Below are 20,994 nucleotides of genomic sequence, written 5' to 3' on the forward strand. Positions count from 1 at the left end.
AGCGCTCACTTGGCCTCCTCCTGCCAGCGGTAGCCGCGCGGCGTCACCATGCGGCCGGCGATCTCACGGGTTGCCGTGTTGCCCACGGTCACCACGGTCATCATGTCCACCGTCGCCGGGTCGAGTCCCGAGAGGGAGGTGAGACGACTGGATTCGTCCGGCCGTGAAGCGTTCCGTACGACACCGACCGGCGTTGTCGGCTCCCGGTGCTCGCCGAGGATCGCCAGCGCCTTGGGAAGCTGCCAGTCCCGGCCCCGGCTGCGCGGGTTGTAGAACGTCACCACGATGTCGGCCTCGGCCGCCGCCCGTACCCGCCGCTCTATGACCTCCCACGGCGTGTGCAGATCGGAGAGGCTGATCGACACATGGTCGTGCCCGAGCGGCGCTCCCAGGATCGCCGCGGCCGCCAGTGCGGCCGTCACCCCGGGCACCCCGACCACGTCGATGTCGTCGGAGGCCTCGGCCAGCGCGGGCGACGCCATCGCGTACACCCCTGCGTCCCCGCTGCCGATCAGCGCGACGGCCTGCCCGCGCCGGGCCTCCGCGACCGCCGTACGCGCCCGCTCCTCCTCGGCGCCGAGCCCCGACTCCAGGACCCGGGTACCCGGCCGCAGCAGATCGCGGATCTGGTCGACGTACTGGTCCAGCCCGACGAGCACGGACGCCCGCCGCAGCTCCGCCTTCGCACGCGGCGTCAGCAGATCACGCGCACCGGGCCCGAGCCCGACCACCGCGAGCCGGCCGCGCGCGACCCGGCGTACGACCGCACAGGTCGCCATCGCCGGCTGCCCGTCCGCCCGTACCGACTTCCGCTTGGGCACCAGGAGTTCACCCCCGCCCGCGAGCGCCGCAGCCTCCGCGACAGAGGGAGTACCGACGGCGGCGAGCGGCGCCTCGGACGGGTTCGGCACCTCGACGCCCGCCAACTCCTCGGCGCCGTACGTCACCACGGGCACCCCGAACCGCTCGGCCGCCCCCACGATGCCCGGCTCCCCGGCCTTGGCATCGACGGTCGCGAACTCGGCAACGGACTTCGCCGACAACCCGGCGTCCCGCAGGGCATCTTGGACGAGCCCGAGGACTTCGTCGACGGGGGCACCCTTAGAAGCTCCGACCCCGACGACGAGGGACGGCGGACGGAGGACCACTTCATGGTCGGCGGGTTCAAGGACACGGTCGGTGAGGAAGATCCGGTACCGCTCGTCCCGCTGGGCGGGACGGGAAGGCACAGCTTCCAGCGCCGGGCTCCCAATGTTCGACGGCAGCGCGGGGAGCGGCCACTGGAAGTCAGCCTCCAGAGCAATGGGCTCCCCGTCCAACATGGCCCGAGAAACCCCGGCGACATCCCCCTCCACCGGGAACCCGAGCGTATCCAGCCCAGGAATCCCCACCGCATCCGTCGCGGTAGTCACCACAGGCTCGGCCCCGAGCAACTCACCCACCTCGCGGGCGAGTTCATTCGCACCACCCCCGTGGCCCCCCACGAGGGACACGGCAAACCGCCCGCCCTCATCGACGCACACGACCCCCGGGTCGGACGCCTTGTCGCTCAACAGCGGCGCGACAAGCCGCACAACCGCCCCCGTCGCAAGAAAACACACCACCTGGTCGCACTCGGCGAACGCCCGCCGAACGGCGTCCCCGACGGACCCGTCGTACACCCGCGCACGCGTGGGCCAGGCCGCGGCCAGCCGGTCACGGGCAGCCGCGCCCGCCGCTGTCGCGGAAATCAGGCCGATCACTGGGGGACTCCTTCGGTACGGGCCGGAGGCCGGACGCCCCACAGCAGAAAGACGGGATTGGTGGCCGCGAGCCGGTCGACGCCACCCGGCAGCGGCGCGAGCCGGGACGACTGCAGCAGTACGCCGTCGCAGTCGAACCCGGCACCGGTGAGCGCGTCCCGGGCCGCCGGAACCCGGTCGAGGGCGGCCATGGCGATCACGACGGCCCGCCGGGCCCGCCGCGCGCAGGCCGTGACGATGGCGGGCAGTTCGCGCCCGCCGCCGCCGATGAAGACCGCGTCCGGGTCGTCCAGATCGGACAGCACCGTCGGCGCGGCCCCGTGCACGACCTGTACATCGACGCCGTGCGCCTCGGCGTTGGCGCGGATGCGGTCGCAGCCGTCCCGCGTCTTCTCGATCGCGGTGACGGCGGCGCCGAACCGCGCGCACTCGACGGCGACGGACCCGGAGCCCGCGCCGACGTCCCAGACCAGTTCGCCGAGCCGCGGCCCGATCCGGGCCAGCGCGAGCGCCCGTACCTCGAACTTGCTGATCATCGAGTCGCGGTGCGCGAACTCGCTCTCGTCCAGGGCCCATCGGACGGGTCCGGCGGACGGTCCGGCCATGGTTCGCACGGGGGCCAGGGCACGCGACTCGTCCAGGCACAGGACGACGCTCACCGCCGTACCCCAGTCACGGGCCGCGGCCTCGGCGGGCGTGACCCGCTCCACTTGCTCGTGCGCGGGGTCGCCCAGGGCGCTCGCGACGACGAGCACGCGGTCCCCGCACCGGTAGGCGAGCGCGGCGCCCAGCTCGGCGGGTCCCGAGCCGGGACCGGTCAGCACGGCCACCTTCGGCTGTGACCGGCAGACGTTGACGGCCGTACGCAGATCGCGGCCGTGCGCGCTGACCACCACGGCGTCGTCCCAGGGCAGCCCGAGCCGGGCGAAGGCGGTGGCGACGGACGAGACACCGGGCCGGACGTCCAGCCGCTCCGCCCCGAAGCGTTCGGCCAGCGCCCGCACGATCCCGAAGAACCCGGGATCACCGGAGGCGAGCACGACGACCCGCCCCTGCTTGTCCCCCTTGTCCACGTGCCGCTCGATCACATCGAGCGCCGGTGCGAGCGGACCGAGCACGACACGCTCCGCCCCCTCCGGCAGCAGTGCCGCGGCCAGATGCCGCGCGGCGCCGACGACGAGCCCGGCCCCGGCTACGGCGGACATGGCATCCGGAGGCAACGGCGCCCCCGTACCCGTACCGACGACGGTGATCGCAGCCGTCCCCGCGACGGTGACCGCATCCGTACCGACGACGGTCGTCACGACGGACTGCCCTTGCGCGCCGCACGCCGCTCCGCGCGCAGTTCCGCACGCGCCCGCGGGTCGGCCTTGCGGAACTCGTGGAAGTGACCGGGGTGGTAGAGGTGCGAGCGCGTGCCGCTCGCGTCGAGTGCAGGGCCGACCAGGAAGAGGGTGTGCTTCCAGAGCTTGTGCTCCTTGACCGTCTCCTCCAGCGTCTCGATCGTGCACTTCACGAGCAGCTCCTCCGGCCAGGTCACCTGGTACGCCACCACGACCGGCGTGGACGTGGGGTAGCCGCCCTCCAGCAGCTCGCGCACCAGCTGACCGCTGCGCGCCGCCGACAGGAACAGCGCCATCGTCGTCCCGTGGCGGGCGAACTCCCGTACTTCCTCTCCGGGCGGCATCGGCGTCTTGCCGCCGCCGAGCCGGGTGAGGATCACGGACTGCGCGACCTCGGGAATCGTCAGCTCGCGCTGTGCGAGCGCGGCCACGGCGGAGAAGGACGAGACACCCGGGATGATCTCGGTCTCGACCCCGATGTCCGCACACCGGTCGAGCTGCTCCTGCGTGCCGCCCCACAGCGCCGGGTCGCCGGAGTGGATGCGGGCCACCTTCAGCCCCTCCTCGGCGGCACGCTCGTACACGGCCACCACGTCCTCGAGGGACATCGTCGCCGAGTCCAGGATCTCCGCGCCCTCGCGCGCGTGGTCGAGGACCTCCGCCTGCACCAGGCTGGCCGCCCAGATCACGACGTCGGCCTCGGCGATGGCGCGCGCGGCGCGGAACGTCAGCAGGTCGGCGGCGCCGGGCCCTGCCCCGACGATGGTCACCTTGCCGGTGGGGGCGTCGGCCATGGGATGGGGTCCTCTCCTACGGAACATGTGGAACTTGCGGAACATCAGTGCGCTCGAACGGTGCGTGTGTGACGAAACTTCAGGGCGTACACGCGGACACGGGGCCACGGGCGTGCGTGAACGGCGGTCGATCGGATAGCAAGGGCCTATGGCGGTCCTCGTCGCGCTCGGCGCGTTCCTGATGACGCTGGCCGGCGGCTGGACGGCACAGCGGGTGACCGACCGACGTCATCTGGTACTCGGCCTGGCCGGCGGCCTGATGCTCGGCGTGGTCGGCCTGGACCTGCTGCCGGAGGCGCTGAGCGCGGCGGGCGACGAGGTCTTCGGCGTACCGGCCGCGCTGCTGCTGTTCGTGGCCGGATTCCTGCTGGCCCACCTGGTGGAACGCCTGCTGGCCGCCCGGCAGGCGGCACACGGCGCTGACGAGAACGGCGGCCGGGCGCCGGAGGTCGGCCTCACGGCGGCCGCCGCGATGGTCGGCCACAGCGCGATGGACGGCGTGGCGATCGGCGCGGCCTTCCAGGTCGGCGGCGGAATGGGCCTGGCGGTGGCCCTCGCCGTCATCGCCCACGACTTCGCGGACGGCTTCAACACGTACACGCTCACGAGCCTGTACGGGAACGACCGGCGCAAGGCGATCATGATGCTCGTCGCCGACGCGGTGGCCCCCGTGGCCGGCGCCGCCTCGACGCTCTTCGTCACCATCCCGGAGCAACTGCTCGGCTGCTATCTCGGCCTCTTCGGCGGCGTACTCCTCTACCTCGCCGCCGCCGAGATCCTCCCCGAGGCACACCACGAGCACCCCGCCCGCTCGACCCTGCTGTGCACGGTCGCGGGCGCGGGTTTCATCTGGCTGGTGGTGGGCCTCGCGGGCTGAGCCCTCGCCGGGTCGGCTCACAACTTCCCGCCGCGCCCGCCCTCGCGCCGCGCGGGCGCGATGAGCGTGGAGAGGTAGGGCAGCGGCCCGCCGTCGAGCTCGGCCGCCGGCCGGATGGACTCGCTCTCAAGACCGAGCGCCGACCCCCACACGGCGTCGTCGAGCCGCCCCGTCTCGCGCAGCGCCTCGGCCACTTCCGCGGCCTGCCGCCCGAACTTGTACGCGACGACGGTGCCGGGCCCGTTGAGAGCGTCCTTGAGCACGGCCGCCCCCGCGGTCACCGGAACGAGGGTCAGCGGCTCGGTCCCCTCCGTGAGCACCGCCCCCGACCGCGCGGCGAGATCCTGCATGGCGGTGATACCGGGCACGGTCTCGATGACGGTCCCCGGCACCAGCTCCGCGATGGTCTGCGCGAGATAGGTGAACGTCGAGTACACGTTGGGGTCGCCGATGGTGGCGAAGGCGACGGTCGCGTGCGCGCGCAGCAGCCCGGCCACCCGCTCACCGGCCGCGTCCCAGGCGGCCTCACGCCGCCCCCGGTCGGTCCGCTCGTTCAGCGCGAACACGACCCGGACGACCTTCTCCTGGGGCACGTAGTGCAGGACGGTGGCCTCCGCCCGCCCCCGCTCTCCTGTGTCCATCACCGGTACGACGACGACCTCGGCGGCGCGCAGAGCGTTGACGCCCTTGACGGTCACCAGCTCCGGGTCACCGGGCCCGACCCCGACTCCGGTCAGCTTGCTGCTCATGACGTCAGGCACCTCTCCACGAACCGACGGGCGACACCGGGCTCGGACGCCCAGTGCGTGTGCAGATAACTCGCGTGCACACCTTGTTGTACGAAACCTTCGACCCGCTTCCGCGGGGTACGCACCCCCCAGGCGGGAGCCGCCCCGGCACCGGGCTCGACAACGGTCCGGTGGAACTCGTGCCCCCGCATCCGCGTCCCCGCCACGGCGAGCACACTGTCGGACACGGCAACGGCATCCCGGTACCCGAGGGTCAGCTGCTCGTCCATACGGGCCTTGGCATCGATGACCCCACACATGGGCTGCCCGTCGAGCTCGCGAGACAGATACAGCAGCCCGGCACACTCGGCGGCGACCGGCGCACCGCGCTCAGCGAGCGCCGCAACAGCCTTCCGCAACGGCTCATTGGCAGACAGCTCAGGCGCGTACACCTCGGGGAACCCACCTCCGATGACCAACCCGCCGACACCTTCGGGCAGTTGCTCATCGCGGAGAGGGTCAAAGGTGACAACTTCGGCCCCGGCGGCGGAGAGCAGCTCGGCGTGTTCGGCGTAGGAGAAGGTGAAGGCGGCCCCACCGGCGACAGCGACGACTTTTGTTTTTAGCCCGTCCGGCGTTTGAGGACGAGCCCTTCGGGCGACCGGGGGTTCGGGGGCGGAGCCCCCGAGTTCGGGAACGGGAAGGGGCGGAGGGGGCGAAGAACCAACCACCTCAGCCACATCCCAAGCCGCACCCGACAACGCGGGAGCACTACGCGCCAACGCAAGCAGCCCCCCGAGATCACACCCCTCCCGCACCTGCGAGGCCATGGCAGCAACCGCCGAAACGGCTTCCGACGCCCGCTCGGCAACAGGCACCAACCCCAGATGCCGAGAAGGCGTGTCCACCTGCGGAGCCCGCCGCAGAACCCCGAGCACGGGAACCCCCGACTCGTCGAGAGCCTCCCGCAGCATCCCCTCATGCCGCACGGACCCCACCTTGTTGAGAATCACCCCGGCCACCCGCACCTCGGGATCCCAGGAAGCAAACCCATGCACAAGCGCAGCCACGGACCGAGCCTGAGACGAAGCATCGACAACCAGCACCACAGGCGCCCGCAGCAACTTCGCCACATGAGCGGTGGAAGCCAACTCCCCTTCCCCCGCAGCCCCGTCGTACAGCCCCATCACACCCTCGACAACAGCGAGATCGCACCCCCGGGCCCCATGCCCGAACAACGGCGCGACAAGCTCCGCCCCACACAGATACGCATCGAGATTCCGCCCCACACGCCCGGTGGCGAGCGCGTGATACCCGGGATCGATGTAGTCGGGCCCCACCTTGTGCGGAGACACGGCAAGCCCCCGCGAGGCGAACGCCGCCATCAGCCCCGTGGCAACGGTGGTCTTGCCGCTGCCCGAAGAAGGCGCGGCAATGACCAGCCGAGGAACGGAAATCACCACTCGATGCCCCTCTGGCCCTTCTGACCGGCGTCCATCGGATGCTTGACCTTGGACATGTCGGTCACCAGATCGGCGAACTCCACCAGCTTCTCGGGAGCGTTGCGCCCGGTGATCACCACATGCTGGGTCCCGGGCCGATCCCGCAGCACGGCCACGACCTCGTCGACGTCGATCCACCCCCAGTGCATGGGATAGGCGAACTCGTCGAGCACATACAGCTGGTACGTCTCCGCCGCCAGGTCCCTCTTGACCTGCTCCCACCCCTCGCGGGCCTTCTCCTCGTTGTCCATCTGGGAGTCGCGCTGCACCCAGGACCAGCCCTCGCCCATCTTGTGCCAGTCGACGGACCCGCCCTCGTCGCTGGCGCCAAGCACCCGCAGCGCGTTCTCCTCGCCGACCTTCCACTTCGCCGACTTGACGAACTGGAACACCCCGATGGGCCACCCCTGATTCCAGGCACGCAGGGCAAGCCCGAACGCGGCGGTGGACTTCCCCTTCCCCACCCCCGTGTGCACCACGACAAGCGGCCGGTTACGCCGCTGACGTGTCGTCAGCCCGTCGTCCGGCACGACACTCGGCTGCCCCTGCGGCATTACGCGGCCCTCCTGCTGTTGCCCTGCACGTCCCTGACAAGACCGGCGATGGAATCGGCCCGCAACTCGTTCAAAGTCACCGCGGTGCCGCCCAGTTCCACCGCGAGCTGCCCGGCAAGACCCAGCCGTACGGCCCCCGCCTCGCAGTCCACGACCACGGACGCGACCGAGTCGGCCGCGAACAGCCGCGCCGCACGCCCCGCGAGCGCCACCGGCTCCGGGCCACCCGTGGCACGCCCGTCCGTCACCACGACGACCAGCGGCCGCCGCGCGGCATCCCGCAGCCGCTCGACCCGCAGCACGTCGTGCGCCCGCAGCAACCCGGCCGCGAGCGGCGTCCGCCCACCGGTGGGCAGCGACTCCAGCCGCGCGGCGGCGGCATCCACCGAAGAGGTGGGCGGCAGCGCGACCTCGGCCGCGGACCCGCGGAAGGTCACGAGCCCCACCTTGTCCCGCCGCTGATACGCGTCGAGCAGCAGCGAAAGCACCGCACCCTTCACGGCACTCATCCGCTGCCGCGCCGCCATCGACCCGGAGGCGTCCACGACGAAGAGCACGAGGTTCCCCTCACGCCCCTCCCGGGTGGCCTGCCGCAGATCGTCCCGCCGTACGACGAGCCCGCGCCCCGACCGCCCGCGCGCCAGCTGATGCGGCGCCGCCGCCTGCACGGTCGCCGCCAAGTGCAGCTTGGTGAGCGCCCCTTGGGGCCGCCGCGACCCGGTGGTCCGCCCGTGCTCGGTCCGCGCCCGCGAACGCCGCCCGGCGGCACCCTCCCCGAGCCCGGGCACGCTCAGCACCTTCGTACGGAAGGGTTCGGCGGCCCGTACGGGGGACTGCTCGCCGCCACCCTGAGGCTGCCCACCCTCGCCGGACTCGGCCTGCGCAGGGGCATCGCCCGGCCCGGAACCGTCGTCGGGGTCCTCCTGCGGAGGCTGCCCGCCACCACCGGGCCCGTCCGGATCCGGATCGTCGTCCTCGCCGCCGCCCTGCTCGCCGAACTCCTCCAGCGTCTCGTCGAGCTTGTCCTCGTCAAGTCCCGGCGCGTCAAAGGGATTCCGCCGACGCCGGTGCGGCAGCGCGAGCAGCGCCGCCTGCCGTACGTCCTCCGCGAGCACCTCGGTCCGCCCGGCCCACGCGGCCAGCGCGGTCGCCGTGCGCGCCATCACGATGTCGGCGCGCATACCGTCCACCTCGAAGGCCGCACAGGTCGCCGCGATCTGCCGCAGCGCCCCGTCCCCGAGCAGCACGGACGGCAACAGCGCACGCGCCGCCACGATCCGCGCCCGTACGGCGGACTCCTCGTCGTCCCAACGGGCGGCGAACCCCTCGGGATCGTCGTCGTACGCGAGCCTCCTGCGCACCACCTCGACCCGCTGATCGGGCTCCCGCGAGGCGGCCACCTCGACGGTCAGCCCGAACCGGTCGAGCAACTGCGGCCGCAGTTCCCCCTCTTCGGGGTTCATGGTCCCGACGAGCAGGAAACGGGCGGCATGTCGTACGGAGACGCCCTCGCGCTCGACGTAGGAGGCGCCCATCGCGGCCGCGTCAAGGAGCAGGTCGACCAGGTGGTCGTGGAGAAGATTGACCTCGTCGACGTACAGGATCCCGCGGTGCGCGTCGGCAAGGAGCCCCGGCTCGAAGGCCTTCACGCCCTCCGCGAGCGCCCGCTCGATGTCGAGGGCGCCGACGAGCCGGTCCTCGGAGGCACCGACGGGCAGCTCGACCATCCGCGCGGGACGCTTCGTTCCGGGTCCGACCTCGTGCGGCCCGTCGGGGCAGGCGGGGTCGGGGGAGGCCGGAGCGCACGAGAAGCGGCACCCGGCGACGACGTCGACCTCCGGGATGAGCACCGAAAGGGCGCGTACGGCGGTGGACTTGGCCGTGCCCTTCTCGCCACGCACCAGCACCCCGCCCACCGCGGGCGACACGGCATTCAGCAGCAGCGCGAGCCGCAGGTCGTCCTGGCCGACAACGGCCGTGAACGGAAAGGGAGTACTCACTTGTCGTCGCCCTCCAAGTCGCCTTCGAGCTCCAGATAGGTGGCGCGCAGCCGCTCCAGGGTGTCAGCGTCGGGCTCGGCCCACAGCCCGCGGTCGGCCGCTTCCAGCAGCCGTTCCGTGATCCCGCGCAGCGCCCAGGGGTTGGACTTCTTCATGAAGTCCCGGTTCTCGGGGTCGAAGACGTACTCGGCCGACAGCTTCTCGTACATCCAGTCGTCCACGACCCCGGCCGTCGCGTCGTACCCGAAGAGGTAGTCGACGGTCGCCGCCATCTCGAAGGCGCCCTTGTAGCCGTGGCGCCGCATCGCCGCCATCCAGCGCGGGTTGACCACGCGGGCGCGGAACACGCGGTGCGTCTCCTCGCCCAGCGTCCGGGTCTTCACCTGGTCGGGCGTGGCGGAGTCACCGACGTACGCCTCGGGGCTGGTGCCCGTCAGATGGCGGACCATGGCGACCATGCCGCCGTGGTACTGGAAGTAGTCGTCGGCGTCGACGAGGTCGTGCTCGCGGGTGTCGACGTTCTTGGCGGCGACGGCGATGCGCTTGAACGCGGTCTCCATGTCCCCGCGCGCCGCCCGCCCGTCGAGCCCGCGCCCGTACGCGTAGCCGCCCCACACCGCGTACACCTCGGCGAGGTCGGCGTCCGAGCGCCAGTTCCGCGCGTCGATGAGCGGCAGCAGCCCGGCCCCGTAGGCGCCCGGCTTCGACCCGAAGATACGAGCCGTCGCGCGCCGCCGGTCCCCGTGCTCGGCGGTGTCCTCGTCGGCGTGCTTGCGCACGTAGTTCTGGTCCGCGGGTTCCTCCAGCTCGGCCACCGCGCGCACCGCGTCGTCGATGAGACCGACGACGTGCGGGAAGGCGTCCCGGAAGAACCCGGAGATACGGACCGTGACGTCGATACGCGGCCGGCCCAGCTCCTCAAGGCTCACGACCTCGAAGCCCGTCACGCGCCGCGAGGCGTCGTCCCACACCGGGCGGCAGCCGAGCAGCGCGAGGATCTCCGCGATGTCGTCGCCCTGGGTGCGCATGGCGGAGGTGCCCCAGACGGTGAGGCCGACGGACGTCGGGTACGCGCCGGTGTCGCTCAGGTACCGCTGGATCAGCGAGTCCGCGAGGGCCTGTCCGACCTCCCAACTCAGCCTGGACGGGATCGCCTTGGGGTCGACGGAGTAGAAGTTGCGGCCGGTCGGCAGGACGTTGACGAGTCCGCGCGTCGGCGATCCGGACGGTCCCGCCGGGACGTAACCGCCGTCGAGTGCCTTGAGGATGTGGTCGATCTCGTCGGTCGTCTTCGCGAGCCGGGGCACGACCTCGTCGCAGGCGAACTTCAACACCGCGACGGCGTCCGGGAGTTCGACGCCCACGACCTCGCGCACGAGGGCGGGGACGGCCGCCGCGTCCCAGGCGCGTTCCTCCATGCCCTCCGCGAACCGGCGGCACAGTTGCTCAAGGAGGTCGATCGCATCGGCGCCGGACCGCGCGGGCCCCTCGACCAGCGAGGTCAGTTCGACCGGCACCTTCACCGGCGCACCGGGCTCGCCGAGCAACTCCTTCTCGACCAGGCCGAAATGCTCGGCGAGGCAGGCCCGCAGACCGGGCAGTGCGTTCGCCGTGCCGCCCCACACCTGCGAGGCCCGCAGTACGGCCAGTACGAGATTCACGCGCGGTTCGGCCTCAGGGCCGCCGCCGAGAATGTGCAGGCCGTCCCTGATCTGCACGTCCTTGATCTCGCACAGATAGCCGTCGATGTGCATGACGAACGAGTCGAAGTCGCCGTCGTCCGGCTGGTCGTCGACATGCAGGTCGTGGTGGAGCTCGGCCGCCTTGACCAGCGTCCAGATCTGCGCGCGCACGGCCGGGGCCTTCGTCGGGTCCAGGTCGGACACGAGGGCGTACTCGTCGAGGAGTTGCTCCAGCTTCGCCAGATCGCCGTAGGTGTCGGCGCGCGCCATCGGCGGTACGAGGTGGTCGACGACCGTGGCGTGCCCGCGCCGCTTGGCCTGGGTGCCCTCGCCGGGGTCGTTGACGATGAAGGGGTAGATGAGGGGGAGTTCACCGAGTACGGCGTCGGGCGCGCAGCCGCCGCTGAGCCCGAGTCCCTTGCCCGGCAGCCATTCCATCGTGCCGTGCTTGCCCATGTGCACGACGGCGTCGGCGCCGAAGGAGTTCTCCAGCCATCGGTAGGCCGCCATGTAGTGGTGCGACGGCGGCATGTCCGGGTCGTGGTAGATCGCGATCGGGTTCTCGCCGAAGCCGCGCGGCGGCTGGATCATCACGACGACGTTCCCGAACTGGAGGGAGGCCAGCACGATGTCGTCGCCGTCGATGTACAGGTTGCCCGGCGGCTCGCCCCACGCCTCCAGCATCCCGTTCCGCAGCTCGGGATCGAGCTTGTCGAACCAGGCCTGGTAGTCGGCGAGCGGCACGCGTGCGGGGGCCGAGGCGAGCTGTTCCTCGGTCAGCCACTCGACGTCGTGGCCGCCCGCCGCGATGAGGCGGTGAATCAACTCGTCGCCGTTGTCCGGGTATTCGGTCAGGGAGTACCCGGCGCCCCGCAGCGCGTCCAGCACCCGCACAGCCGAGGCGGGCGTGTCGAGACCGACCGCGTTGCCGACCCTGGAGTGCTTCGTCGGGTAGGCGGTGAAGACGAGCGCGAGCTTCTTGTCCTGGTTCGGCTTGTGCTTCAACAGGGCGTGGCGCACCGCGATCCCGGCGACGCGCGCGGCCCGTTCAGGGTTGGCGACGTACACCGGGACGTCGTCGGGACCCTGCTCCTTGAAGGAGAACGGCACGGTGATGAGCCGCCCGTCGAACTCCGGGATCGCGACCTGCATCGCCGCGTCCATGGGGGAGAGGGCGGCGTCGGAGGCCTCCCACGCGGCGTGCGAGGAGGTGAGGCAGAGCCCTTGCAGCACAGGGATGTTGAGGTCGCCGAGCTCCCCGATGTCCCAGGCCTCCTCGTCACCGCCGGCGGACGCCTCTGAGGCGTGCGTGCCGCCGGCCGCGAGCACGGTCGCGACCAGCGTGTCGGCCTTGGCGAGGATCTCGTACAGTCCCGCGTCGGCGCCGCGCAGCGAACCGCAGTACACGGGAAGGGCGTTGGCCTCCCGCGCCTCGATCGCGTCGCACAGCGTGTCGACGAAGGCGGTGTTGCCGGACAGCTCGTGCGCCCGGTAGAAGAGGACGCCGATCGTCGGGCGGCCCTCGACGAACGCACGCTCGCCGTGGACGCCGTACTCGGCCGTCTTGCGCGGCTCTTCGAAGCCCTCGCCGGTGAGCAGCACGGTGTCGGAGAGGAAGCGGGCCAGCTCGGTCAGGTTCTCCGGGCCGCCCTCGACGAGATAGCGCAGCGCCTCGGCGACCACACCGGCGGGCACCGACGACTCGGCCATCAACTCCGCGTCGGGCACGGACTCCCCGCCGAGCAGAACGGTCGGAACGCCGGACGCCTTCAGGAAGGCGAGCCCGTCCTCCCAGGCGCGCTTGCCGCCAAGGAGTCGTACGACGACGACGTCCGCGCCCCCGACGAGCGCGGGGAGTTCGGCGGCGACATCCACCCGGGTCGGATTGCCGATCCGGTACGCGGCGCCGGAGGCCCGGGCCGCCAGCAGATCCGTGTCGGCGGTCGACAACAACAACACTGTGCTCATGCGGGCGCTCCCGGTGGAATGAAAGGCAGTCCTGTCGGCGCGCCGGACTCGATGAGCCGCCACAGCGCGTCCGTATCCGCGTGTTCCTCGATCAGATCGCCGAGCCGGTCCAACTGCTCCTCGCGCAGCGCCGCGAACGACGTGTCGGCGGCCGGTACGAAACGACGGCCCGCGGCGGCCGCCACCTCGCGCAGGAAGGCGCGCCGGAACCCGTCCGACTCCAGCGAGCCGTGCCAGTGCGTGCCCCAGACCTCACCGACCCGGCACCCGTCCAAGAAGGGCTCCCCGCCGGTGACTTGGGCGACGCCATGGTGGATCTCGTACCCCTCGACGGGCTCGCCCAGCGCTTCGCCCACGGGCCGCGTGAGCGTCTTCTCCCGCGCGAACCGCACGCGTACGGGAAGCAGTCCGAGCCCGTCGACATGACCTGCCCGTGACTCGACCTCGTCCTCGATGTGCTCGCCGAGGAGCTGGAAGCCGCCGCAGATGCCGAGCACGGGCCGCCCCTCGGCGGCCCGTCGCGCGATCGCGTCCGCGAGCCCGCGCTCCCGAAGCCACTCCAGCGCCTTCACCGTCCCCCGGGTCCCCGGTACGACGACGAGGTCCGCGTCGGCCAGCTCCTCGGCCCGGTCCACGAAACGCACGACGACACCCGGCTCGGCGGCCAGCGCGTCCACGTCCGTGAAGTTGGACATCAGGGGGATCGCGCAGACGGCGACCCGCAGTACGTCTTCGCCGACGGGCGCGGTGACCGTGGATTCCCGGACCGCGCCCCTCATGGAGACCCTCCCCCACTCTCGGCTGCGCTCGAGCGGGGGGACCCCCATCCCGTCCTCCTCGTCGATCCCGAGGCCGTGCTGGAAGGGCAACACCCCGTAGGAGGGCCGCCCGGTGAGCCCGTGGAGCATGTCGAGCCCCGGCTCCAGCAGGGAGACATCCCCGCGGAACTTGTTCACGAGGAACCCGGCGACCAGCTCCTGGTCCTCGCGGGACAGCAGTGCGACGGTCCCGAAGAAGGACGCGAAGACGCCGCCGCGGTCGATGTCGCCGACGACGAGCACGGGCAGCCGCGCGTTGCGCGCGATCCCCATGTTCACGATGTCGGTCCGCCGCAGATTGATCTCGGCGGGACTCCCCGCTCCCTCGCAGATCACCGCGTCATACGTGCCCCGCAACTCGGCTAGGCACTCCAGCACGGTCCCGAGCAGAGCTTCCTGCCGCCCTCCGTGCAGCCTTTCCCCGGGGGACGACCCCCCAGACCCCCCGAAGAACCCGCGAGCACTCATCTCACCCACGGGCTTCCCCATGAGCACGACCTGACTGCTGCGGTCGCTCCCCGGCTTGAGCAGCACGGGATTCATCAGCGCGGTCGGCTCCACGCGAGCGGCCTGCGCCTGCATGGCCTGCGCCCGGCCGATCTCGGCGCCCTCACGTGTCACGAACGAGTTCAGCGACATGTTCTGCGCCTTGAAGGGCGCGACCTTGACGCCCTGCCGCACCAGCCACCGGCAGATCCCGGCGGTCACGACGCTCTTGCCCGCGTCGGAAGTGGTTCCGGCGATCAGCAGCCCGCCGCCGCTCATGAGTTCCCTCCCCGTTGCCCCAACAGCCGCCCGGCGGCACACACACCCAGCGCGAGCCAGCTCACGCGCCGCGACAGCCGTACGGCCCGCTCGATGTCGCCGACCGCGACGGCGCGACCCTTGCCGTTCAGTACGGGCCGGTGCTCGACCCTTCCCCCGTACGCGAGGGTCCCGCCGAGCCGCACCCCGAGCGCCCCCGCGAACGAGGCCTCCACGGGCCCGGCGTTGGGGCTCGGATGCTTGCAGGCGTCCACCCGCCAGGCGCGCAGGGCGCCTTGCCGGTCGCCTCCGGCCGCGGCCGCGAGAACGGCGGTGAGCCTCGCCCCCGGCCAGCCCGCGACATCGTCGAGCCGCGCGGAAGCCCAGCCGTAGCGCCGGTACTTGGGGGACCTGTGCCCGACCATCGCGTCGAGCGTGTTGACGGCGCGGAACCCGACGAGCCCGGGCACGCCGGCCACCGCGCCCCACACAAGAGCCCCCACCACGGCGTCGGAGGTGTTCTCGGCGACGGACTCGACGACGGCCCGGGCGATCCCGTCCGCGTCGAGCGCCTGCGGATCCCGCCCGCACAGATGCGGCAGCCGCTCCCGGGCCCCCTCGACATCACCGGCTTCGAGCGCGCTGCCGATCGCACGGGCTTCCCGGCCCAGCGAGGTCCCGCCGACGACGGCCCAAGTGGCGGCGGCGGTCAGCGCGATGGAGGCGGTACGGGATCCACGTACGGAACGACTCGCGAGCGCCGCGAGCCCGGTGGCGCCGCCCACGCACACGGCCGTGTGCAGCGCGCCCCACCCCCGGTGGTCCCGCCACAGCACCCGCTCGACGGCTCCCGCTCCACGTCCGAACGCGGCGACCGGATGGCCCCGGCGGGGATCGCCGAGCAGCAGGTCACCGAGAAGGCCGGCGGCGGCGCCGTACGCGAAGACGCGATCGGCACGCACCGGTTCAGCCGACCGTCAGGTCAGGCACAACCGTGGTTCGCATGGCACTTGGGCAGCCGCGCATGGCGATATGTCCTCACTCAGGGTGTCCACGCCCTGGTTCGAAGAGACCGGCGGTGAGAGTTCCTGGCTTCCGGGGATTTCTTCCCCGGTGACAGTGGCGGGACCGCGCCGGATTCGCACCGGCTTCCTCTCTTGCCGCCGTACTTGGCTCCGGCAGTCCACCATGGGGTTGGAAGACCCGTCAACTTGCTGTTGACCTGCGGGGGGAGAGTGTGCGAAGGCCCACATACGGGTGGGGCGCGGGACGTTGATACGTCCCGCGCCCCACCCGAGGTGATGCCTTACTTGTGCTGTTTTGGTGCGACCGTCAGGCCACGATGAGATAGATCCCGTACGCCACCGCCGCCGCGCACGCCGCGAAGCAGGCGTACGCGCCGGTGACCGCGAGAGCGGCGGAGCCGCCCTGCGCCGAGGCCGACTCGCGCTTGGAGAGGCCGACGATGCCCAGGGTGAAGAGGCCGACGAGGGCCACGGTGGACACGAGGCTGACTCCGAAGACGGAGCCGAGGGCTGCCCAGTCGATGTGCATGCTGTTCGTTCCTTAGACCGTGGCCGGAGCGGTGGGCTCCGCGTCCGGGGACGGGATGGTGGCCTTCAGGTCGCCGGTGAGCGGGCCCGCGGGGGGCGGGGTGACCGCGGCGATCGCCGCGGTGACGACGCCCGAGGGCTCGGCGCCGACCTCGTTGACGTTGTCGATGGTCACCGGCTGGCGGCGCGACAGGTTCCAGATGGTGCCCGCGCCGGCCACCAGGAGTGCACCCGTCAGGACGATGCCCCACGTGCCCTGCTTGGTGAGGAACTCGGCGCCCGCGCCGACCAGACCGGCGGCCGGGAGCGTGAGGCCCCAGGCGATGAACATGCGGGTCGCGGTCGACCAGCGGACGACTCCGCCCTTGCGGCCGAGGCCCGAGCCCATCACGGCGCCGGAGCAGGACTGCGTGGTGGAGAGCGAGAAGCCGAGGTGTGAGGAGGCCAGGATGACCGTGGCCGCACTGGTCTGGGCGGCGAAGCCCTGCGGCGGCGCGAGGTCGGTGAGGCCCTTGCCCATGGTGCGGATGATGCGCCAGCCGCCCAGGTAGGTGCCGAGCGCGATGGCCATACCGGCCGAGACGATGACCCAGGTGGGAGGGTTCGAGTCCGGCGCGATCACACCGCCGGTGACCAGCGCGAGGGTGATGATGCCCATCGTCTTCTGGGCGTCGTTCGTGCCGTGGGCCAGCGAGACAAGACCGGCCGAGGCGATCTGACCGGCGCGGTAGCCCTTGGCGGTCGCCTTCTCGTCGGCACGGCTGCCGATCTTGTACGTCAGGCGGGTGGCCAGCATCGCGGCGAGTCCGGCCACGAGGGGCGCGGCGATCGCGGGGAGCAGCACCTTGGTGATGACGGTCGAGCCGTTCACCGACGACCAGCCGGCCGACATGACCGCGGCGCCTATGAGGCCGCCGAAGAGCGCGTGGGAGGAGCTGGACGGGAGACCCAGAAGCCAGGTCAGCAGATTCCAGAGGATGGCGCCGACGAGCGCCGCGAAGATCACTTCGGTGCGTATGCCCTCTTCGTTGATGATGCCGCCGGAGATCGTCTTGGCGACCTCCACGGAGAGGAAAGCACCGACGAGATTCAGCACGGCGGACATGGCCACCGCCGTCTTCGGTCTGAGAGCACCAGTCGAAATGGTCGTCGCCATCGCATTGGCGGTGTCGTGGAAACCGTTCGTGAAATCGAACACGAGAGCGGTAACGATCACGATTCCGAGGAGGAGCGTGATGTGTTCCATTAACCCAGGCTTCTGTTGGACGTCAGTGGCAGGTGGACCGTAGGCAACCTGAATGAACGGAAAGTGAACTGGCGGGGCATTGAAAGTGTCTCATGTGTCGAGCCACCCCTTCGATGGTGCTGAAGGGGTGGCTCGATGACTGTTTCGGTGCCCGGCTCGACGTCTCGAACACAGGCGGAACAACGGGTTCCGGTACTTCCGCTACCCCCTGGCGAGCTTCTTGAGCTGGGCGGTGGAGCCGTTGAAGAGATTCTGGTCACCCGGCAGGCTGCCGCTGTTGTCGTACTGCCAGAAGGTCCAGAAGGTCCAGCCGGCCGGCAGCGCTCCCGCGGTCGCCGAGTCGTAGCGCGCGAGCCACAGGGAGTGGTTCGCGCCGAAGGCGCGGCTGCTGCCGGTGCAGGTGTTCCACCAGTGCGTGGTCGTGTAGATCACCGGACGGCGTCCGGTCTGCCGTTTGACCTCGTCGCTGAACGCCTTGATCCAGCTCACCATTTTGGCCTTGGTCAGGCCGTAGCACTTGTTCCTGCCGTACGGGTTGTACTCGATGTCGAGCGCGGGCGGCAGCGTCCACCCGTCCCCGCGCCAGGCGCCGCCGTAGCGCACGAAGTGTGCCGCCTGGGCGGTGCCTGACGACTTGTTCGGCAGGGCGAAGTGGTAGGCGCCGCGGATGATGCCGGCGCTGCGCGCCCCGTTGTACTGCTGGCTGAAGTAGGGATTGCGGTAGGTGTGGGACTCGGTCGCCTTGACGTAGACGAACTGCGCGCCCTTCGCCTTGGCGCTCTGCCAGTCGACGTTCTTCTGGTGCGAGGAGACGTCGTGCCCCTTGGGCTTGCCAGCTGCGGATGCGGGAGCCTCGGCGAGAGCGGTCCCCCCGACGGTGAGCGCCGTGAGGGTGGCCGCGACGACGCGGGCACGGTGGCGGGACGGTCTGTGATCACGGGCCATATTTCCCCCCGGAATGGCGACGTGCGTGACAAATCCCCCAGAGGCTACTGGAAGATCATCGAAAGCTCGTCGATCTCCGGCCAATCCCCCGCAGAGGGTCGATCTATGCCCATATGCGATCTTACGGACGCCCGGATTCCGCCCTAAAGTGCCCTCGCCGACGCCGCGTTGGCGACAGCGCCTGGCAGGATCGCGGCATGGCTGAACAGCGGCGGGACGCGCGGGGCGATCGGGGCGGGCGGGAGGGCGCACAGGTGGCGCGTGAGCGGCACGCGCCGGATGTGCGGGGCGCGGAGGAGCGGGCATGGGACGAGCTCGTCGCGACGGCCCGCCGCACCGTGACCGACGGACTGGTCGTCGGTACGTCGGGCAACGTCTCGGTACGCGTCGGGGACACCGTCCTGGTCACGCCGACAGGAGTGCCGTACGACCGGCTGACGCCGGGCGACATCGTCGGCGTGGACCTCGACGGCCGGCAGGTGCGCGGTTCGCTCCTTCCGACGAGCGAACTGCCCATGCACCTCACCGTCTACCGCGCCACCGACGCACGCGCCGTCGTCCACACCCACGCCCCGCATGCGACGGCCGTCTCGACACTCGTCCCCGAGCTCCCGCTGATCCACTACATGGCGGGCGATCTGGGCGGCCCGGTCCGTGTTGCCCCCTATGCGACCTACGGCACCCCAGAGTTGGCCGAGAACATGCGCCAGGCCCTCACCGACCGCGCCGCCTGCCTTCTCCAGAACCACGGCACGATCGCCCACGGCTCGTCCCTCGGCCAGGCCTACGACCGCACCGCCCAGCTGGAGTGGATGTGCCGCGTCTGGCTGACAGCCTCGTCGGTACCGGGACTGTCGCCCACGCTGCTGACACGCGAGCAGGTGGAGGAGGCGGGGGAGCGGCTGAGGGGGTACGGGCAACGGGGGTAAGGGGGACTACTCGTACCCCCTTGGCCGCTCCGCCGGGCGGGGCTCGGCCTCGCCGCGCCGGGTGGGAGCTCCTTCCCGCCGCAGCGGTGCTCGCCTCCTTCCGGCCGTAGCGCTGCTCGGCCCGGACGCACCGATTCGGCGGTGCCGAACCATCCGGCAGCCCTGGAGGTCTGTCCGCGCGACAGCGCGGGTGTCTCTCCCCGCGGCGGTGCGCCGGAAGTCCCTGCTCGCCGTGGCGCGCAGCCGGCTCCCCCCGACACGCCCCGGGGCCGCCGAATCACACGCACCCCCGGAAACAAGAGCCCCACCCGCGCCGGGGTACGTCATCCCGAGCCCCGCTCCCGCTGGCCGATAACGGGCTCCCCCGGGAGACTGAACGCGTGCGCACTGTCAAAGCGACGGCCGCAGCCGTCACCGTAGCCATCGCCGCGGGCGCGGCCTCCGTCGCGGCGGGCCGGTTCGCCAGCGACGCCGCGCTCAAGGCGTCGCCCGGCAGGCCGCTGCCCACCGAGCCCCGGCTCACCGTGCACGCCACGGCGGCGGGCGGGATCACGCTCACCCGTGACCTGGCCTCGCTGCGCCCTGGCAGGTACGGCCTCTCCGGCGACGGCTCCCACGCCGTCGTGGGCCCGGTCATGGAGGCCACGCCCCACCCCGCCGACACGGTCGTACGCCGCCTGGAACGCGTCACCCACGGCACCCTGGAGCCCGGCGACAAGGTGTGGCTCACCCCGAACGTCCACATCGGCAACCCGAGCGCCGCCCTCGGCCTCGACCACGCCGACATCGACGTCCCCGGCGAACTCGGCTCCCTGCCCGCCTGGTTCGTGCCCGGCGTCCGCGACACCTGGGTGATCACCGTGCACGGCCTGGGCGCCACCCGCGAACACCCCATGAACGTGCTGGAGTTCCTGAACCGCCACCAGTTCCCCGTACTTGACCTCGCCTACCGCGGCGACCTCGGCGCCCCCCGCTCCCCGGACGGTCTCAACCACCTCGGCGAGACCGAGTGGCGCGACCTCGACGCGGCGATCCGCTACGCCGTGCGCTACGGCGCCGACCAGGTCGTCCTGTTCGGCTGGTCCACCGGCGCCACGATGGCCCTGCGCGCCGCCGCGCACTCCGCGCTGCGCGAGCGGATCTCCGGCCTCGTCCTTGACTCGCCCGTCCTCAGCTGGGAGACCACGCTGCGCGCCCTCGCCACCGCCCGCCACACCCCCAAGCCCCTGCTGCCGCTCGCGGTACGCGCCGCCCAGGGCCGCACGGGCGTACGCGGTGACCGCATCGAGAACGCCGCGCACCCCGACCACCTCAAGGTGCCGACCCTGCTGGTGCACGGCCCGGACGACACCATCGCCCCCTGGGGCCCCTCACGCCGCCTCGCCGAGCGCCGTCCGGAGCTGGTCACCCTGCGCACGGTCCCGCACGCCCCGCACGGCGCCATGTGGAACGCCGACCCGGCAGGCTACGAAGAGGCCCTGCGCCGATTCCTCACACCGCTGATGTAGAAGCCGATGGGAAGCGCCGGAGGGGCTGTTTTCGGCCTGTCCGCCGTGCGAGGACGGGCCC

16 protein-coding genes and 1 riboswitch are annotated in these 20,994 nt (G+C 71.5%); of the genes, 3 read left to right on the forward strand and 13 right to left on the reverse strand.

The annotated features are described in order from the left end of the window. Positions 1 to 5: 5 nt before the first annotated feature. From cobJ to cobM, 3 genes are read right to left on the reverse strand one after another with little or no spacing between them, the layout of a single operon-like run. A complete protein-coding gene (cobJ, locus tag OG246_RS22095; RefSeq protein WP_266466162.1) occupies positions 6 to 1,742 on the reverse strand; it encodes a precorrin-3B C(17)-methyltransferase in 1,737 nt (578 codons plus the stop codon). After that, positions 1,739 to 3,046, reverse strand: coding sequence for a precorrin-6y C5,15-methyltransferase (decarboxylating) subunit CbiE (gene cbiE / locus OG246_RS22100; protein WP_323178326.1), 1,308 nt, complete (start codon positions 3,044 to 3,046; stop codon positions 1,739 to 1,741). Before cbiE ends, cobJ begins: the two co-directional genes overlap by 4 nt. Then, on the reverse strand, positions 3,043 to 3,879 hold the full coding sequence (cobM, locus tag OG246_RS22105) for a precorrin-4 C(11)-methyltransferase (protein WP_266466165.1): 837 nt from the start codon (positions 3,877 to 3,879) through the stop codon (positions 3,043 to 3,045). The genes cbiE and cobM overlap by 4 nt, the downstream gene beginning before the upstream one ends. Positions 3,880 to 4,027: 148 nt before the next feature. Here cobM and OG246_RS22110 point away from each other — a divergent pair, with 148 nt between their 5' ends. Beyond that, positions 4,028 to 4,756 (forward strand): ZIP family metal transporter, encoded by a 729-nt coding sequence (locus OG246_RS22110; protein WP_266466167.1) that lies wholly within the window; start codon positions 4,028 to 4,030, stop codon positions 4,754 to 4,756. A gap of 17 nt (positions 4,757 to 4,773) precedes the next feature. Here OG246_RS22110 and cobI read toward each other — a convergent pair whose 3' ends face one another. From cobI to OG246_RS22160, 10 genes are all read right to left on the reverse strand, one after another. Further along, complete coding sequence (cobI, locus tag OG246_RS22115; RefSeq protein WP_266466169.1) at positions 4,774 to 5,505, reverse strand: precorrin-2 C(20)-methyltransferase; 732 nt, start codon at positions 5,503 to 5,505, stop codon at positions 4,774 to 4,776. After that, entirely contained in the window at positions 5,502 to 6,947 is a 1,446-nt protein-coding gene (locus OG246_RS22120) for a cobyrinate a,c-diamide synthase (protein ID WP_266466173.1), read from the reverse strand. Before OG246_RS22120 ends, cobI begins: the two co-directional genes overlap by 4 nt. Next, the gene (cobO, locus tag OG246_RS22125) at positions 6,941 to 7,540 is read right to left on the reverse strand and encodes a cob(I)yrinic acid a,c-diamide adenosyltransferase (protein WP_266466175.1); all 600 of its coding nucleotides are present in this window, start codon (positions 7,538 to 7,540) and stop codon (positions 6,941 to 6,943) included. Before cobO ends, OG246_RS22120 begins: the two co-directional genes overlap by 7 nt. Continuing rightward, the gene (locus OG246_RS22130) at positions 7,540 to 9,540 is read right to left on the reverse strand and encodes a putative cobaltochelatase (protein WP_266466179.1); all 2,001 of its coding nucleotides are present in this window, start codon (positions 9,538 to 9,540) and stop codon (positions 7,540 to 7,542) included. Before OG246_RS22130 ends, cobO begins: the two co-directional genes overlap by 1 nt. Then, on the reverse strand, positions 9,537 to 13,190 hold the full coding sequence (cobN, locus tag OG246_RS22135; protein WP_266466184.1) for a cobaltochelatase subunit CobN: 3,654 nt from the start codon (positions 13,188 to 13,190) through the stop codon (positions 9,537 to 9,539). The genes OG246_RS22130 and cobN overlap by 4 nt, the downstream gene beginning before the upstream one ends. Next, complete coding sequence (locus OG246_RS22140) at positions 13,187 to 14,773, reverse strand: cobyric acid synthase (protein WP_266466188.1); 1,587 nt, start codon at positions 14,771 to 14,773, stop codon at positions 13,187 to 13,189. Before OG246_RS22140 ends, cobN begins: the two co-directional genes overlap by 4 nt. After that, positions 14,770 to 15,714 (reverse strand): cobalamin biosynthesis protein, encoded by a 945-nt coding sequence (locus tag OG246_RS22145; protein WP_266466192.1) that lies wholly within the window; start codon positions 15,712 to 15,714, stop codon positions 14,770 to 14,772. Before OG246_RS22145 ends, OG246_RS22140 begins: the two co-directional genes overlap by 4 nt. A gap of 99 nt (positions 15,715 to 15,813) precedes the next feature. Further along, positions 15,814 to 15,956: riboswitch (cobalamin riboswitch) on the reverse strand. Between the two features lie 128 nt (positions 15,957 to 16,084). After that, on the reverse strand, positions 16,085 to 16,306 hold the full coding sequence (locus OG246_RS22150) for a hypothetical protein (protein WP_266466195.1): 222 nt from the start codon (positions 16,304 to 16,306) through the stop codon (positions 16,085 to 16,087). Between the two features lie 12 nt (positions 16,307 to 16,318). Then, positions 16,319 to 17,551 (reverse strand): inorganic phosphate transporter, encoded by a 1,233-nt coding sequence (locus OG246_RS22155; protein ID WP_266466198.1) that lies wholly within the window; start codon positions 17,549 to 17,551, stop codon positions 16,319 to 16,321. A 201-nt stretch (positions 17,552 to 17,752) separates the two neighbouring features. After that, entirely contained in the window at positions 17,753 to 18,496 is a 744-nt protein-coding gene (locus tag OG246_RS22160) for a lysozyme (RefSeq protein WP_266466201.1), read from the reverse strand. Between the two features lie 197 nt (positions 18,497 to 18,693). Here OG246_RS22160 and OG246_RS22165 point away from each other — a divergent pair, with 197 nt between their 5' ends. Both OG246_RS22165 and OG246_RS22170 read left to right on the forward strand, forming a co-directional pair. Beyond that, positions 18,694 to 19,425 carry a class II aldolase/adducin family protein gene (locus tag OG246_RS22165; RefSeq protein WP_266466205.1) on the forward strand — a complete coding sequence of 244 codons (732 nt, stop codon included), beginning with the start codon at positions 18,694 to 18,696 and terminating at the stop codon, positions 19,423 to 19,425. A 380-nt stretch (positions 19,426 to 19,805) separates the two neighbouring features. Then, positions 19,806 to 20,933, forward strand: a complete 1,128-nt coding sequence (locus OG246_RS22170; protein ID WP_266466209.1) for a S9 family peptidase — start codon at positions 19,806 to 19,808, stop codon at positions 20,931 to 20,933. Positions 20,934 to 20,994 lie beyond the last annotated feature (61 nt).

Source organism: Streptomyces sp. NBC_00620 (genome assembly GCF_026341825.1).
Classification (GTDB): Bacteria; Actinomycetota; Actinomycetes; order Streptomycetales; family Streptomycetaceae; genus Streptomyces.